Annotated in this window: 15 protein-coding genes; 8 read left to right on the forward strand and 7 right to left on the reverse strand. The window is 68.1% G+C overall.

The annotated features are described in order from the left end of the window. Positions 1–41: 41 nt before the first annotated feature. Positions 42–1,238, reverse strand: a complete 1,197-nt coding sequence (locus tag ACNFJ7_RS12070) for a penicillin-binding protein activator (RefSeq protein WP_026009051.1) — start codon at positions 1,236–1,238, stop codon at positions 42–44. Positions 1,239–1,249: 11 nt separating this feature from the next. Between ACNFJ7_RS12070 and rsmI the strand changes: the two genes are divergently transcribed. The 4 genes from rsmI to ACNFJ7_RS12090 are packed head-to-tail and all read left to right on the forward strand — an operon-like array spanning position 1,250 to position 4,040. Beyond that, positions 1,250–2,083 carry a 16S rRNA (cytidine(1402)-2'-O)-methyltransferase gene (rsmI, locus tag ACNFJ7_RS12075; protein WP_019368989.1) on the forward strand — a complete coding sequence of 278 codons (834 nt, stop codon included), beginning with the start codon at positions 1,250–1,252 and terminating at the stop codon, positions 2,081–2,083. Then, positions 2,080–2,433 (forward strand): YraN family protein, encoded by a 354-nt coding sequence (locus tag ACNFJ7_RS12080; RefSeq protein ID WP_019368990.1) that lies wholly within the window; start codon positions 2,080–2,082, stop codon positions 2,431–2,433. Before rsmI ends, ACNFJ7_RS12080 begins: the two co-directional genes overlap by 4 nt. Positions 2,434–2,477: 44 nt before the next feature. Beyond that, a complete protein-coding gene (gene gshB / locus ACNFJ7_RS12085; protein ID WP_019368991.1) occupies positions 2,478–3,434 on the forward strand; it encodes a glutathione synthase in 957 nt (318 codons plus the stop codon). Positions 3,435–3,449: 15 nt separating this feature from the next. Continuing rightward, entirely contained in the window at positions 3,450–4,040 is a 591-nt protein-coding gene (locus ACNFJ7_RS12090) for a DedA family protein (RefSeq protein ID WP_037513342.1), read from the forward strand. A 3-nt stretch (positions 4,041–4,043) separates the two neighbouring features. Here the strand turns inward: ACNFJ7_RS12090 and ACNFJ7_RS12095 are convergent, their stop codons facing one another. The 3 genes from ACNFJ7_RS12095 to ACNFJ7_RS12105 all read right to left on the reverse strand — a co-directional run bounded on the left by ACNFJ7_RS12095 (position 4,044) and on the right by ACNFJ7_RS12105 (position 6,221). Then, the gene (locus ACNFJ7_RS12095) at positions 4,044–4,937 is read right to left on the reverse strand and encodes a tyrosine recombinase XerC (RefSeq protein WP_019368993.1); all 894 of its coding nucleotides are present in this window, start codon (positions 4,935–4,937) and stop codon (positions 4,044–4,046) included. A 166-nt stretch (positions 4,938–5,103) separates the two neighbouring features. After that, positions 5,104–5,757 carry a fructose-6-phosphate aldolase gene (gene fsa / locus ACNFJ7_RS12100; RefSeq protein WP_019368994.1) on the reverse strand — a complete coding sequence of 218 codons (654 nt, stop codon included), beginning with the start codon at positions 5,755–5,757 and terminating at the stop codon, positions 5,104–5,106. Positions 5,758–5,792: 35 nt separating this feature from the next. Beyond that, entirely contained in the window at positions 5,793–6,221 is a 429-nt protein-coding gene (locus ACNFJ7_RS12105; RefSeq protein WP_026009052.1) for a hypothetical protein, read from the reverse strand. 105 nt (positions 6,222–6,326) lie between these two features. Between ACNFJ7_RS12105 and ACNFJ7_RS12110 the strand changes: the two genes are divergently transcribed. After that, positions 6,327–6,977, forward strand: coding sequence for a DUF2490 domain-containing protein (locus ACNFJ7_RS12110; protein WP_019368996.1), 651 nt, complete (start codon positions 6,327–6,329; stop codon positions 6,975–6,977). Here ACNFJ7_RS12110 and ACNFJ7_RS12115 read toward each other — a convergent pair. Next, complete coding sequence (locus ACNFJ7_RS12115; protein ID WP_019368997.1) at positions 6,971–7,447, reverse strand: hypothetical protein; 477 nt, start codon at positions 7,445–7,447, stop codon at positions 6,971–6,973. The two genes, ACNFJ7_RS12110 and ACNFJ7_RS12115, sit on opposite strands and share 7 nt — an antisense overlap. 76 nt (positions 7,448–7,523) lie before the next feature. On the opposite strand from ACNFJ7_RS12115, the gene ACNFJ7_RS12120 reads away from it, so the two are divergent. The 3 genes from ACNFJ7_RS12120 (at position 7,524) to ACNFJ7_RS12130 (ending at position 12,940) form a co-directional block, all read left to right on the forward strand. Then, positions 7,524–9,689 (forward strand): primosomal protein N', encoded by a 2,166-nt coding sequence (locus ACNFJ7_RS12120; protein WP_019368998.1) that lies wholly within the window; start codon positions 7,524–7,526, stop codon positions 9,687–9,689. A gap of 88 nt (positions 9,690–9,777) precedes the next feature. Beyond that, positions 9,778–11,328 (forward strand): hypothetical protein, encoded by a 1,551-nt coding sequence (locus ACNFJ7_RS12125; RefSeq protein WP_019368999.1) that lies wholly within the window; start codon positions 9,778–9,780, stop codon positions 11,326–11,328. A 61-nt stretch (positions 11,329–11,389) separates the two neighbouring features. Further along, positions 11,390–12,940 carry a S1C family serine protease gene (locus ACNFJ7_RS12130; RefSeq protein WP_236704514.1) on the forward strand — a complete coding sequence of 517 codons (1,551 nt, stop codon included), beginning with the start codon at positions 11,390–11,392 and terminating at the stop codon, positions 12,938–12,940. Between the two features lie 3 nt (positions 12,941–12,943). Here ACNFJ7_RS12130 and ada read toward each other — a convergent pair whose 3' ends face one another. Next, complete coding sequence (gene ada, locus ACNFJ7_RS12135; RefSeq protein WP_019369001.1) at positions 12,944–13,987, reverse strand: bifunctional DNA-binding transcriptional regulator/O6-methylguanine-DNA methyltransferase Ada; 1,044 nt, start codon at positions 13,985–13,987, stop codon at positions 12,944–12,946. A 59-nt stretch (positions 13,988–14,046) separates the two neighbouring features. Continuing rightward, entirely contained in the window at positions 14,047–14,385 is a 339-nt protein-coding gene (locus tag ACNFJ7_RS12140) for a PilZ domain-containing protein (protein WP_160327964.1), read from the reverse strand. Positions 14,386–14,504 lie beyond the last annotated feature (119 nt).

Here is a 14,504-nt window from a genome sequence, read left to right on the forward strand (position 1 = left end):
CGTCGGCACCGCATGACGGGCCGATACGAGCCCGCCCCGCTTCACTGCGCGCTCGCCGGTGCCGCCGATACGGTGACGATCGTGCCGTCGCGCACTTCCTGCACTTCCAACGCGCGGGCGGCGATGCCGTCGCGGCCGAAGCGGAACGCGCCATCGACCCCGCCGAAATCGCGATCGGAAAGCTGCGCCGCGGGAAAATCGGTGCCGTTCTTCCAGTCGCGCGCGATCCGCACCGTCAGCAACACCGCATCATAGCCGAGCGCTGAAAGGCGATAGGGCGCGGCGCCGAAGCGGCTCCGGTACTTGGTTGCATATTGCCGGTATACCCCGTCGGGCACGCTGGCGAACCAGGATCCGTTGAGCACCGGGCGACTCGCGATCGCCGAATCGGTGTTCCACAACTCTGTGCCGAGCACCCGCGCCGCCTTGCCGTTGGCGGAGCGCCGAAGCACCGGCACCGCAACCGTCGCTGTGCCCGCACTGCCCGCGATCAGAATCGCCTGATAGGGAACACCCGCAAGCTTGGCGATCGCCTGGTTCATCGAACCCGGCCGCGCATCGTAATTCTGCATTGCCAGCACCTTGCCCCCGGCACTTTCCACCGCGCGCAGAAACGCCGTCGAGGCGCGTTGACCATAGACGCCGGAGGGGATCAGCCCGGCAAAATTGGTGATGCCGTTGCCCTTGGCATAGTCGACGACGCGCTCGATCGATTGCGTGGGCGAATAGCCGAGCAGATAGACGCCGCCACCCGCCGCGCTCGAATCGTTCGAGAAGCTGAGCACCGGCACCCGCGCTCTGCGCGCCGCGGGGGCCACGGCTCGGGCATCCTCTGCGAGCAGGGGGCCGAGGATCAGCTTGTTGCCCTCGGCGATGGCGCGTTCGGCCGCCGCCTGGGCTCCGCCGGGTCCGGCGGTGTCGTAGCTGGTTATGCGGATCGCATCGGTGTTCGTATCGAGTATCGCCAGCTGCGTCGCGTTCTGCAGCGATCTGCCGAGGCCGGCATTGTTGCCGCTGAGCGGCACCAGCAGCGCCACGCGGTGGCGAGCGACATCCTGCGGCAGCCCAGGCGCGATCGGCGTCGGGCGTTCGGCCGGACGCTCCGCCGGTGCCGTCGTTACCGGCGGCGGACCGCCGCGCGGCGCCACGCACGCGCTGGCCAGCAGGGCAAGACCGGCAACGGCCCAACGAAAAGGAGCGAAGCGCCCCGGTTGCGATCTGCCGCTACCCTCTGCCATGACACTCCCCGATGGAAAACACGCTTGCGCCCGGCCTCTATATCGTCGCCACCCCGATCGGCAATCTCGGTGACCTGTCGCCGCGCGCCAGCATGATACTCTCACAAGCCGATGTGGTTGCAGTGGAAGACAGCCGTGTGACCGCCGGGTTGCTCCGCCACATCGGCGTGAAGCGGCCGATGCAACCCTATCACGATCATAATGCCGACGCGGTTCGCCCCGGCCTGATCGCGCGGATGGCGAGCGAGGCGGTGGCGCTGGTGTCCGATGCGGGCACGCCGCTGATCTCCGATCCGGGCTATAAGCTGGTGCGGGACGCGCGCGAGGCGGGCCACACCGTGGTGACCATCCCCGGCCCCTGCGCCGCGATCGCCGCCCTCACCCTAGCGGGGCTGCCCACCGATCGCTTCTTCTTCCTCGGCTTCCTGCCGAGCAAGGCGCATGCGCGGGCGGAAGCCATCGCGGAAGTGGCGGCGATCAAGGCGACACTGGTGCTGTACGAATCGGGCCCGCGCCTCTCCGCCTGCCTGGCCGCGCTTGCCGAGGGTTTGGGCGACCGCGACGCAGGGGTGGCGCGCGAGATCACCAAGAAGTTCGAGGAGTGCGTCACCGGCACGCTCACCACTCTCGCCGCCCGTTATGCCGAAGCGCCGCCCAGGGGCGAGATCGTCATCATCGTGGGCCCTCCGGGCGAGGCGCCGCCCGCCACCGAGGAGGATGCCGAAGCCGCGCTCGTAGAGGCGCTCACCCGCCTGCCCGCGTCCAAAGCGGCGGGGGAGGTCGCCAGGAAGCTGGGGCTCGATCGCAAAGCGCTTTATGCCCGCGCGATGGAATTGAAGGCGTGAGGGACCGCCGCGCCGCCGAGGTCCGCGGTCGCGAGGGCGAGCGCCGCGCCGCCTGGTGGCTGTGGCTGCGGGGCTGGCGCATCCTGGACCAGCGTGTGCGCACCCCCGCCGGCGAAGTCGACATCGTCGCGCGGCGCGGCAACCTTGTCGCCTTTGTAGAGGTGAAGACGCGCAAATCTGCCGCCGAACTCGATTACGCCATCGACGAACACCGCCTGTCGCGCGTCGCCGCCGCCGCCGAACTGCTGATGCCGCGCTATGCCGGGCCGGGCGACGATATTCGTGTCGACGTGATCCTCATTGCCCCGCGCACGCTGCCTCGCCATATCGAGAACGCCTGGATGGGGTGACTTATTCAGCTAAGTCACCTATAGCATCCCCTCAAGGAGGCCCAATGTCGCTCACCGTCGCCGTGCAGATGGACCCGCTCGATTCGATCAACATCGCCGGCGATTCGAGCTTCGCGCTGATGCTTGCCGGCCAGGCGCGCGGCCACCGGCTGTTCCATTACGCCCCGGAGGATCTGAACTACCGCGACGGCCGCGTCTGGACCAAGGCGCATCCGGTGACCGTGCGGCGCGTCGATGGCGACCATTTCCGCTTCGGCGATCCGGTGAAGCTCGATTTGGGCAACGAGGCTGATGTGGTGCTGATGCGCCAGGATCCGCCCTTCGACCTGGGCTACATCACCGCGACGCACCTGCTGGAGCGCATTTCGGACCGTACGCTGGTGGTGAACGATCCCGCGCACGTCCGCAACGCGCCGGAAAAGGTGTGGGTGCTCGATTTCGCGCAGTTCATGCCGCCGACGCTCGTCACCCGCTCGGTCGAAGAAGCGCGCGCATTCCTGGCCGAGCATGGCGAGATCGTCGTGAAGCCGCTGCACGGCAATGGCGGCAAGGCGATCTTCAAGATCGGCCGCGACGGCGCCAACCTCTCGTCGCTGATCGAGGTGTTCAATACGGCCTATCGCGAGCCGCACATGGTGCAGGCCTTCCTTCCCGACATCGTCAAGGGCGACAAGCGCATCGTGCTGGTTGACGGCGAGGTCGCCGGAGCGATCAACCGGCTGCCGGGCGAAGGCGAGATCCGCTCCAACCTGGCCGTCGGCGGATCGGCCGCGAAGACCGAGCTTACCGACCGGGAGAAGGAAATCTGCGCCGTGCTGGGGCCGGAACTGAAGCGCCGCGGGCTCCTTTTCGTCGGCATCGACGTTATCGGGGGGCAATGGCTGACCGAAATCAACGTCACTTCGCCCACGGGCATCGTCGCGATCGACCGGTTCAACGGCACCGACACGGCGGGTATGATCTGGGACGCGATCGAACATCGCGTCGCGGGGCGCGGCTGAGCGGCGCCTGACGCGATGGGAGCCATGCTCGCCTGGGGCTATTGGGGCATTTTCCTGCTGATGATGCTCGAAAACGTGATCCCGCCAGTGCCGTCCGAAGCAATCATGGGCATCGCCGGTATCGGTGCGGCACGTGGTAGGTTCGATCCGGCGTTGCTGGTGCTGGTCGGCACGCTCGGCACCGTCATCGGCAACCTGTTCTGGTGGGAGATCGGACGGCGGCTCGGCTATGAGCGGCTGCAGCCGTTCGTGGCGCGCTGGGGCCGCTGGCTCACCGTGGAATGGCACGATGTCGAGCGGTTCAAGGGCTATTTCGATCGCTGGGGCGGCCCGACCATCTTCGTATTCCGCTTCATGCCGTTCGGTCGCACGATCATCTCGCTACCGGCCGGGCTGATGCGCATGCCCTTTTGGCGGTTTTGCGCCTATACTGCGGCGGGCAGCGCGATCTGGAACGCGGCGCTGGTCGGCGTGGGCTACGGGCTCGGCCATGCGGTCGAGGAAATCGACCGGTTCGTCACCCCTGCGATCCTGATCTGCGTCGGCGCGATGCTTGTATTCTATGTCTGGCGGGTGCTTACCTGGAAGCCTCGGGAAACCGCCTGATCGTCATGCCCGCGGATGGGCAGCGCGATACACGTCGAGAATGTGCGCGGCGTCGACTTCGGTGTAGACCTGGGTCGAGCTGAGGCTGGCATGGCCGAGCAGTTCCTGCAGCGCGCGCAGATCGGCACCGCGCCCCAACAAGTGCGTGGCGAAGCTGTGGCGCAGGGCATGCGGCGTGGTACGGTCCGAAAGCCCCAGGCTGGTCCGCGCCGACCGAACCGCCTTGCGGATCGCGCCAGGCGGCAACTGCCCGCCCTTGGCGCCGCGGAACAGCGGCAAATCGCGCGCGGTGCCCCAGGGACAGACGGCGACATAGGCCTCGATCGCCGCGCGCACCTGCGGTAGCAGCGGCACGTCGCGGGTCTTGTCGCGCTTGCCGGTTACGCGCAGCGTCGTGCCCAGCGGCAGCACCGCGCCGGTGAGCGCCACCGCCTCGCCGATACGCAGGCCGGCGCCGTAGAGGAGCAGCAACACCGCCCAATCGCGCGCCGCGATCCACGGCTCGCTTGCTTCGTCCGATGCCCATTCGGCAAGCGCCACCGCTTCGTGCGGGGCGATCGGGCGCGGCAATCCCTTCTTGATCCGGGGGCCCCGCACCCTTGGCATCTGCACATCGTCGCCGCCGGCAAACTTCAGAAAGGCGCGCACCGCGGAAAGCTCCCGCGCGGCGGAAGTGTTGGAAAGGCCCTCCTCGCGCCGACGCGCCAGATAGGCGCGGAGATCGGCAGCGCCGACCTTGCCGAGCGCATCCGGTGCGATTGGGCCGCCCCAATGGTCCTGCAGGAAGGCCAGCAGCCGGATCGCAGTTGCTTCATAGGCGCGGATGGTGTGGATCGAACGCCGGCGGTCGCGGCCCAGATGCTCGGCGAAGCGGCGCGGGAGGGGGAGCTCGGTCATGGCAGCAACCCGTCCATGGAGAGCGCTCTGCCATCGCCACCTGCGCTCCCCTCCCGCAAACGGCAAAGGTTGCTGGAGGGGAAGGAGCCGACCCGTGGCATATCTGTCTCCACGTCAGTCCTCCCCGAACCCCTCCCGCGAGCGGGAGGGGAACATGAAACGCTGGTCAGGCGATCGTCTGGCCGGTCTTGGCCCAATCGGCCATGAACGCTTCGATGCCCTTGTCGGTCAGCGGGTGCTTGACGAGCTGCTTGATCACCGCCGGCGGCGCGGTCATCACATCGGCGCCGATCTTTGCGGCCTGCAGCACGTGGACCGGATGGCGCACGCTGGCGACGAGGATTTCGGTGGCGAAATCATAATTGTCGTAGATCAGGCGGATATCTTCGATCAGATCCATGCCGTCGAAGCCGATATCGTCATGCCGGCCGACAAAGGGCGAGATGAAGGTCGCGCCGGCCTTCGCGGCGAGCAGCGCCTGGTTGGCCGAGAAGCAGAGCGTGACGTTGACCATGGTGCCGTCGTCGCTCAGCGACTTGCACGCCTTGAGGCCGTCAATCGTCAGCGGCAGCTTTACCGCAACATTATCGGCGATCTTCCGCACGATCTCTGCCTCGCGCATCATGCCCGCATAGTCGAGCGCGACCACTTCGGCCGAAACCGGGCCTTCGACAATGCCGCAGATCTCCGCCACCACTTCCAGGAAGTTGCGGCCGGACTTGGCGATCAGCGACGGGTTGGTGGTGACGCCGTCAAGCAGACCGGCATCCGCCAGGTCGCGAATGTCATCGATGATGGCGGTGTCGGCAAAGAACTTCATGGGGTGGAACCTTCTGATGGCACGATCGCGCCCGCCTAGCCGACCCGGCCGCTGCGGGCAAACCCTCTCATGCGCTCGCCGCGAACCAGCATCAGCTTCACCCGTGCCGCCTGCAGTCTCCCGATTGAGACGCGGTAGATGCCCGGGGCGAGCCGATAATACACGATCTTTTCGATCTTCGCGCACGGGCGCGCTGGATCGCGCGACACCATGCGCAGGCGGCGCCCGGTGCTGCGGGTGACGTCGACCCATCCGGGCTGATCGGTGGCGATGCCAAAGATACCGGCCTTGCGGATGGTGACCCGCGTCTCTGCCGCGCCGTTGCGCGTAGGAAGCGTGAATGCATGGCGCGTGTCCAGCCCCTCGCCCTGACGCGCCCAGCCGGCCAGCGGCGGCGGCAGCGCCGCATCGGCCGCCGTGCATTGCGGCACCGTCATTGCCCAGCCAATCGCCATCCACCACATCGTGAAGCCTCCCCCTGATCCACCTTTGTTCTACTATCGTTCTTGTTGCGCAACAAGCTGCAAATAGCGGGCGACACGCCCCACGTGCTGCGATAGGGCGGCGGCGTGCATCGCGCCCTGCTGCCCTTCTTGTTGTTGCCCGGTGCCGCGCATGCGCAGCAGAGCGACGAGCAGCTTTGGCTGGCGACGACCGCAACGAACGAACCCATACTCCATGGCGAGCTATCGCTCGAGTCGATCGCCCGCTTTGGGGACAATGCGCAGGGCATCGCCAACGCCCAGATCGGCATCGCCTTTCGCCAGCAGGTGGCGCACGGGCTGCGACTGGGGCTGGGATACCGCCATGTGCAGGACTGGGATCGCAACGGAGCCCGGCCGAACGAAGAGCGGCTGCGCCAGTCGATTTCCTTCGATGCCGGATCCACGCTGCATGTGCGGGGGATGCTGGAGGAACGGTTTCAGCGCAGCGGCACCGAAGCGGCGATCCGCCTGCGCCCCTTTGCGCGACTGAGCACGGCGCTAGGCCGCCACGCCCGGCTGTTCCTGTGGCGCGAAGATTTCTTCAACCTCAACACCACCGGCTGGGGCCAGCGACGCGGCCATGAGCGAGCGCGGCATTCCGCCGGCGTTACCGTGCCGCTCGCCCGGCGGCTCAGCGCCGATATCGGGTATATGCACCAGCGCCGCTTCGCCCGGTTCGGCAATGCCGGGCTGACCGATCATGTCGGGGCGTTGCTGCTGACGCTGCGTTACTGAGCGGCGCCCGCGACGAGCATCAGCTTCGCCTTTGGCTGCGCCAGGCCGCTGGCGAATACACGATAGCTCCCGGGCGAAAGCCGGAAGCGCACGATCTTGCGGATCGTCGAGCAATCCGGCCCATAGCCATGCGCGACCGAAGGCAGCGCCTTGCCGCCGGACGCGCCGGGTAGCACATCGAGCCAGCCGGGCTGATCGAGCGCGATGCCATAGGTGCCGGCATTGGCGACGCGGAACTCAATCATCGCCGCCCGGCCCGGCTTCGCCCCGGCCGGCAAGCCCTTCAGCGTCGCGCCGTCGACGGTATCAAGCGATACCGCCTTGTCCGCCACCAGTTCGTCGCCCGGCATGCTCCAGCCCGCGAGCGCGGCGGGAAGGCTGGCATCGGTGGCCTTGCAGGCGGTCGTCGCCTGGGCAGGCGCGGCTTGCGGGACGGCAATGGGGGCGAGCAGCAAGGCCAGGATCAGCATGTTCCGTCTCCTCGAAGAACGAACCGGCGATACGGGATTCCCGTTCCGCCGAAAATGCCCATATGAGGGGCCGATCATGTCCCGCGCGCGCATTCTCGTCCTCCATCCGGCTCTGGGGCCGCTCGACTATCGTGTTCCGTCGAGCATGGAAGTCGCGCCGGGCAGCATCGTGATCGTGCCGATCGGCCCGCGCCAGTTCGCCGGTGTCGTGTGGGAGCCCGAACGGCTGCCGACCGAGGAGATCGGCGACAACCGGCTTCGTGCCATCCTCGCCGTCGCCGACGCGCCCCCGATCCCCGCCCCGGTGCGTCGACTGATCGAATGGACAGCGGACTATTATCTCGCCCCGCCCTCTTCGGTGCTGGCGATGACCCTGCGAACCTCGGCCGCGTTCGAGGCGGCGCCGACAATCACCGAATATCGCGCGACAGGCCAGGTTCCCGATCGCCTGACCCCGCAGCGCGCCCAGGCGCTGGAGCGGATCGGCGAGCGCCAGGGGCTGGTGCGCGAACTCGCCGCGATCGCCGAGGTGTCCGACGCGGTGATCCGCGGGCTGGTGAAGACCGGCGCGATCGAGGCGGTGACCGTCGACACCCAAGCGCCCTATCCGCTGCCCGACCCGGCTTTCGCCCCGCCGGAACTCAACCCGGCCCAGGCGGCGGTGGCAGGGGGCTTGCGCACCGCGGTTGAGACCGCCGCGTTCCAGCCCTTCCTCCTCGACGGCGTCACCGGATCGGGCAAGACCGAAGTCTATTTCGAGGCGGTCGCCGAGGCGATCGCGGCCGGCAAGCAGACGCTGGTGCTGCTCCCCGAAATCGCGCTGACCGAGCCGTTCCTCACACGCTTCGCCCGCCGCTTCGGCTGCGAGCCGGTCGCGTGGCATTCGGGCCTGCGCAGCTCCGAGCGCCGCCGCGCCTGGCGCGCGATCGCCGGGGGCGAGGCGCTGGTGACGGTAGGCGCGCGCTCGGCCCTGTTCCTGCCCTATCCCAAGCTCGGCCTGATCGTCGTCGACGAGGCGCACGAGACCAGCTTCAAGCAGGAAGAGGGCGTGCATTACCACGCCCGCGACGTGGCGGTGATGCGCGGCATGTTCGAGCGCTGCCCGGTCGTCCTCGCCTCCGCCACCCCGGCGATCGAGACGCGGCACCAGGTCGAGGTCGGCCGCTATGCCGAATTGAAGCTGCCCGGCCGCTACGGCGCCGCCGAGCTGCCCAGGATCGAGGCGATCGACCTGATCCGCGAGCCTCCGGAACGCGGCCGCTGGCTCGCCCCGCGGCTGGTCGCTGCGATCGAAGAGACGCTCAAGCGCGGCGAACAGTCGCTGCTGTTCCTCAACCGGCGCGGCTATGCGCCGCTGACGCTGTGCCGCCACTGCGGCCACCGCTTCCAGTGCCCGAACTGCACGGCATGGATGGTCGAGCACCGGCTGCTCCACCGCCTGTCCTGCCACCATTGCGGCCACACCATGCCGACGCCGAGCATGTGCCCCGAATGCAAGTCCGACGACACGCTGGTCGCCTGCGGCCCCGGCGTCGAGCGGATCGCCGACGAGGTCGCGGCGCTGTGGCCCGAGGCGCGCACCGCGATCGTCACCTCGGACACGCTCTGGTCCCCGGCCAAGGCGGCCGAGTTCGTGTCGCGGATGGAGCATGGCGCGATCGACATCGTCGTCGGCACCCAGCTGGTCACCAAGGGCTATCACTTCCCCAACCTCACGCTGGTCGGCGTGGTCGATGCCGATCTCGGGCTCGACGGCGGCGACCTGCGCGCGTCCGAGCGCACCTTCCAGCAGATCATGCAGGTCTCGGGCCGGGCCGGGCGCGGCGAGAAGCCGGGGACGGTGTTCATCCAGACGCATGCGCCCGAGGCTCGCGTGATGCAGGCGCTCGTTTCCGGCGATGCCGAAGCCTTTTACGCCGCCGAAACCGAATCGCGTCGCGAAGCGGATGCGCCGCCCTTTGGTCGATATGCCGCAATCATCGTCTCGTCCGAAGACAAGGCGGCGGCGGAGGAAACGGCGAGGATGATCGGCCGGGCCGCACCCGAACTGGCGGAGATGCACGTCTATGGCCCCGCGCCGGCACCGCTGGCGATGCTGCGCGGGCGGCACCGGTTCCGGCTGCTCGTCCACGCGCGGCGCAGCTTCGCCGTGCAGGAGGTGATCCGCGACTGGCTGGGCGGCCTTAGCTGGAGCCAGCGGGTGCGCGTGGCGGTAGACGTGGATCCCTATAGCTTCGTATGAGGGCTGGTCCTTATTTCGCGCTTTCCCAACGCGAAATCGGCAGATAGGCTGCAGCAAGGCTTGGCTGTGCCCAAGTTCCGGGGGACTCATGAGACGCTGGTTTGCGGTACTTTGCCTGTTTCTTTTTGAATTCGTCGCGACGCCGGCCCAGGCGGACTGGCGAATTGCCGAAACCACGCATTTCGTCGTCTATTCGAATCTGCCTGAGCCCAAGCTGAGACGCTACGCCGAACGGCTGGAGAAGTTCGACAAGGCGCTGCGCATCGCCCGCGGCGTGAAGGAAACGCCGCTCGGCAAAGCAGGGCGCGTCACCGTGTACATGCTGGATGATCGGAGCGACGTGAGCGACCTGATGGGCAATCGCTACATCGCGGGCGCCTATATGCCGCGCGCGGGCGCCTCGGTCGCGTTCGTGCCCGAGAGCTCCAGCGAAGAATCCGGAAATTCCCTCGCCCTCTCCGGCGAGATGGTGCTGTTCCACGAATACGCCCATCACTTCATGTTCACCACATGGCCGGACGCCGCCCTGCCTTCTTGGGTGGTAGAGGGATGGGCCGAATTCAACGCCACCGCCAAGTTCCAGAAGGACGGCGCGCTCCTGTTCGGCAGCGCGCCAAATTATCGCGCGCAGGGCCTGCTCACCGGCAATCCGTTGCCGATTGAACGGATTCTGGGCGGAGCGGCGGGCAAGCTGAGCGGCACCCAGCTGGAGGCGCTGTACGGTCGCGGCTGGGCGCTGGTGCATTATCTGACGTTCGAATCTTCGCGCAAAGGCCAGTTCGGCGCTTATCTCAATGCCATCACCCAGGACCGCAAGACGCCCGAACAGGCCGCAGCGGTGTTCGGCGACCTGCGCGCGCTGCACCGCGAGCTGCAGCATTTCATCAGCAAGCCGAGGATCAACGGCTATTCGATCCGGGCGGAGCTGCTCTCGATCCCGCCGGTGGCAATCCGCCCCTTGCGTGAGGGCGAAGCAGCGATCCTGCCTGTGCGCTTCCGATCCGAACGCGGCGTAGGGCCGAAGACGGCACCCGACGTCTACGCCGATGCCAAGAAGGTGGCGAGCCGCTATCCCGACGATCCCTGGGTGCAGCGCGTGCTGGCGGAAACGGCGTACGATGCAAAGGATTATCCCGGCGCGCTTGCTGCGGCGGACCGGGCGATCGCCGCCGACGGCACGCTGGTGGAAGCGCATTGCTATCGCGCGATGACGCTGATGGCGATGGCGGTCGAGGCGAAGGACGAGAAGAAGGAAAGTTGGACCGAGATCCGCCGCACCATCGCGCGGGCCAACCGGCTCGATACCGACGACCCTCGCCCGCTCGTTCTCTATTTTCGCAGCTACCTCGCACAGCGCGCGGTGCCGCCACAGGTGGCGCGCGACGGGCTGTACCGCGCCTATGAACTCGCGCCCCAGGATCGCGGGCTGCGGATGGAAGCCGCGACCATGCTGGTGGCCAGCGGCAAGCTGGCGGAGGCGCGCGAATTGCTGCTGGTGCTGACCTATGATCCGCATGCCTCCGGCATGGGCGAGGCGGCAGCGAAGCTGATCGACACGATCGACGCCCAGCTGAAAAGCGCGCCTGCAGACGCGCATGCGCCGGCCGCCACCGCGGTCGAGGATGCATCGCCGAAATAGCGATGCCGATCCGGCGCGCGCCCGCTTGAACCGCCGCCGCTTTTCGCCGAAAGCGCACGCCATGGGTTTGGGACGGCACTTTGCGCAGATGCGGCAGATGATCTTGCTGGTGGCGATGCTGTTCGCCGCAATCGCGCCGGCGCATGCCGATGACATCTCTGCGGCGGGGCGCGGCGTGGTGCGCATCGTCACGATCGCAGTCGCCGACGACGAAGTGGTCGGTTTCGGCCATGGCAGCGGCTTTGCAGTGGCGCCAAACCGGATCGTCACCAACGCCCATGTCGTCGAACTCGCCTCGCGCTATCCGGGCAATGTCGTGATCGGCGTGGTGCCCTCCGAGGGCAGCAAGTCGTTCCAGGGCAAGCTGATCGCGATCGACACGCAGCGCGACCTGGCGCTGATCGAATTCACCGGCGCGAAGCTGCCGCCGCTGGCGCTGTACAATGGCGCAGTCACCGATGGTGAGGCGCTGATCGCGCTCGGGTATCCAGGCAATGTCGACGTTGCCACAGCGCGGTCTGCGGCGGACTTCATCACCCCGCAATCGCCGGTGCGCTCGCAGGGCGGCTTTGCCGGCACGCGTACCCTGGAGGGCATTTCGGTGCTGCTCCACACCGCCAATATCGCACGGGGAAATTCGGGCGGGCCGCTGCTCGACGCCTGCGGCCGGGTGCTCGGCGTCAATTCGGCGATCACCAATGCCGAGGAGGGAGACGCCACCTTCGCCTTCGCCATTTCCGATGCCGAGCTCACCGCGTTCCTGCGCGACGCCAAGCAGCCGGTGGTAGTGGTGGAATCGCCGTGCATCAGCGTCGAACAGCGCATGGCGCTCGACCGAAGCGCAGAGGAAAAGGACCGGGCCGACGCCGCGGCGCGCATCGCCATGGCCGAATCCGCCGCGGCCCGCGCGCGCGAAGCCGCGATCGACAAGGCGCGTACGGCGAATGAATCTACGCGCGAAACCTATATGGCGGGCGCGGCGGTGCTGCTGGTCTTCGGCGCGCTGGCGCTGGGCGCAGCGGGCCTGCTCTTGTCGCGCGACCAGCAACGCCCCGGCATCTGGTCTGCCGTAGGCGGAGGCGTGCTGCTGCTGGGCGCGGTGGCGCTGTTCGTGATGCGCCCAAGCTTCGACGAAGCGAGCGTCGCTACGCCGGCTGACGGCAACAGCAGCGCGGAAGCGCGGGTGCCGCCGGGCGCGGCGAAGGGGCCGTTGCTGTGCACGATCGTGCCCGAACGCAGCCGCATCACTGTCTCCGCGACGCCCCCAGTGCGGATCAATGCCGGACCGGACGGATGCTTCGACGGCGGCACTCAATATGCTGAATCGGGCCGGCGCTGGCAGCGCGTGGTGGTGCCGGAAGACGAGCAGACCGTCTCGATCCGCGAATTCGACCCCGATACCGCAACCTATAGCGAAACCCGTTATCTGCTCTCCGCCGCCGACATGCAGCGCGTGCGCGAAGTGCGCCCGGCCGCGCCGGTCAACCAGTGCACGGCGGATCAGGCGAAGCGAGCGAGCCTGGCAAGCCTGCAGCAATCGATCCGCGCAGCGCTGCCCCAGGCTTATAACGAGAAGCTCGTCTATCGCTGCTCGGACGCACCGAACGAATAGGCGTCACTTGCGCTCGCGCACTCCTTCGCGAGCGCGCAGCACACGCTTGCGGTCGAGACCATAGGCATAGCCGCCCATGCTGCCGTCGCCACGTTGAGCGCGGTGACACGGGACGAGGATTGCGACCGGATTCGCGCCGCATGCCGTGCCCGCCGCGCGCACCGCCGCCGGCGCACCGGCCATCGCCGCGAGTTGCGCATAGCTGCGCGTCTCGCCCGGCGGTATCGCGCGCAGCGCCTGCCATACGGCTTCCTGAAACGCCGTGCCCTGGACGTCGAGCGGCAGGTTCGCATGGCGGCCGGGCCGCTCGACTGCGTCCACCACCTGCCCCGCGAGCGTCGCCAGCGGGTCGCCGCCCGGCACCACCTCTGCCGCCGGGAAGCGTCGGGCGAGCGCGGCTTCATCCTCGTCGAAGGCGACGCGGCACAATCCCTTTTCGGTTGCGGCGATCAGCAGCGGGCCCAGGCTCGTCGCCGCAATCGTCCAGCCGATCGTCACCCCCGCGCCGCCCGCCCGCCAGGCGCTGGGCGTCATGCCCAGCCGGGCATCGGCCTGTTCGTAAAACCGGCTGGGCGCGCCATATCCAGCTGCGTAGATCGCCTGCGTCACGCTCGCCTCCTCCTCCAGCGCCGCTGCCATCCGCCGCGCGCGTAGGCCCCGCGCATAGGCGGCGGGCGTCACCCCGGTGGCGCGCTTGAACAGCCGATTGAAGTGATGCGGCGCATAGCCCACCGCTGCCGCAAGCGCCTCCAGCCCGATTGGCTCCTCCGCCGCGGCAATCAGCGCGGCGGCACGGGCGACTGCCGCAGCATCGCGCGCGACTTCGTCAGGCCGGCAGCGCAGGCACGGGCGGAACCCCGCCGCCGCCGCTGCCGCGCCATCGGCATAGAAGCGGACATGCGCGCGCCGCGGCCGCCGCGCCGGGCAGCTCGGCTTGCAGTAGATCCGCGTGGTGATCACCGCGACCAAGAAGCGGCCATCCTGCGCACGGTCCCGCGCTTCGAACGCGGCCCAGCAGGCATCTTCGGACGGGAGAACATCGGTCATTCTGAGACCTTAGGCCGTTCGCCCCGCCGCCGCATCCCGTGGCTTGCGTCCAAAGCGGCTCAGCCCTGTTCGGGCGGTTCGCCGCGCAGCCGCGCCTCTAGTTCGGCCAGCACCACGTCCTGCCCGCGAAACGCGCGCTGCAGGTCGCGTCGGCCGAGCGGCATCAGGAATTCGCAGCCGTGCCGCGTGCCGTCGCGCCACACCACCCGCGCCTCACGCGCCCCAGCGCCGGACAGGCCGATCCAGATCAGCGTGCCCGGCGGCAGCGCAACGTCGGCGACGAACAGGAAGCCGGTGCGCGAGAAATTCTCCACCACGGCATCGAAAGGGCGGCCGTCCATCCCCCGCACGGTGGTTTCACGTTGGACGAGGAAGCGCACAGCACCCCGGGCGTCCATGCTTCCCCAGACTTCAAGCCTTGCGACCAGCACCAGCGTTCGTTCCCTTTGCGGAACGGCCAGCATCGCAAATCGGGGTTAACGCCGCCTCAATGGCGCGCCGCTCCTTGACGCAGGGC

The organism is Sphingomonas sp. HT-1 (assembly GCF_048568905.1).
In the GTDB taxonomy this organism is placed as follows: Bacteria; Pseudomonadota; Alphaproteobacteria; order Sphingomonadales; family Sphingomonadaceae; genus Sphingomonas.

What these genes read in the sequence shown, in the direction of transcription:
- ACNFJ7_RS12070 (WP_026009051.1), bottom strand. Translation starts at nt 1,238, where the DNA reads ATGGCAGAGGGTAGCGGCAGATCGCAACCGGGGCGCTTCGCTCCTTTT.
- rsmI (WP_019368989.1), top strand. Translation starts at nt 1,250, where the DNA reads ATGGAAAACACGCTTGCGCCCGGCCTCTATATCGTCGCCACCCCGATC.
- gshB (WP_019368991.1), top strand. Translation starts at nt 2,478, where the DNA reads ATGTCGCTCACCGTCGCCGTGCAGATGGACCCGCTCGATTCGATCAAC.
- ACNFJ7_RS12090 (WP_037513342.1), top strand. Translation starts at nt 3,450, where the DNA reads ATGGGAGCCATGCTCGCCTGGGGCTATTGGGGCATTTTCCTGCTGATG.
- ACNFJ7_RS12095 (WP_019368993.1), bottom strand. Translation starts at nt 4,937, where the DNA reads ATGACCGAGCTCCCCCTCCCGCGCCGCTTCGCCGAGCATCTGGGCCGC.
- fsa (WP_019368994.1), bottom strand. Translation starts at nt 5,757, where the DNA reads ATGAAGTTCTTTGCCGACACCGCCATCATCGATGACATTCGCGACCTG.
- ACNFJ7_RS12105 (WP_026009052.1), bottom strand. Translation starts at nt 6,221, where the DNA reads ATGTGGTGGATGGCGATTGGCTGGGCAATGACGGTGCCGCAATGCACG.
- ACNFJ7_RS12115 (WP_019368997.1), bottom strand. Translation starts at nt 7,447, where the DNA reads ATGCTGATCCTGGCCTTGCTGCTCGCCCCCATTGCCGTCCCGCAAGCC.
- ACNFJ7_RS12120 (WP_019368998.1), top strand. Translation starts at nt 7,524, where the DNA reads ATGTCCCGCGCGCGCATTCTCGTCCTCCATCCGGCTCTGGGGCCGCTC.
- ACNFJ7_RS12125 (WP_019368999.1), top strand. Translation starts at nt 9,778, where the DNA reads ATGAGACGCTGGTTTGCGGTACTTTGCCTGTTTCTTTTTGAATTCGTC.
- ACNFJ7_RS12130 (WP_236704514.1), top strand. Translation starts at nt 11,390, where the DNA reads ATGGGTTTGGGACGGCACTTTGCGCAGATGCGGCAGATGATCTTGCTG.
- ada (WP_019369001.1), bottom strand. Translation starts at nt 13,987, where the DNA reads ATGACCGATGTTCTCCCGTCCGAAGATGCCTGCTGGGCCGCGTTCGAA.
- ACNFJ7_RS12140 (WP_160327964.1), bottom strand. Translation starts at nt 14,385, where the DNA reads ATGGACGCCCGGGGTGCTGTGCGCTTCCTCGTCCAACGTGAAACCACC.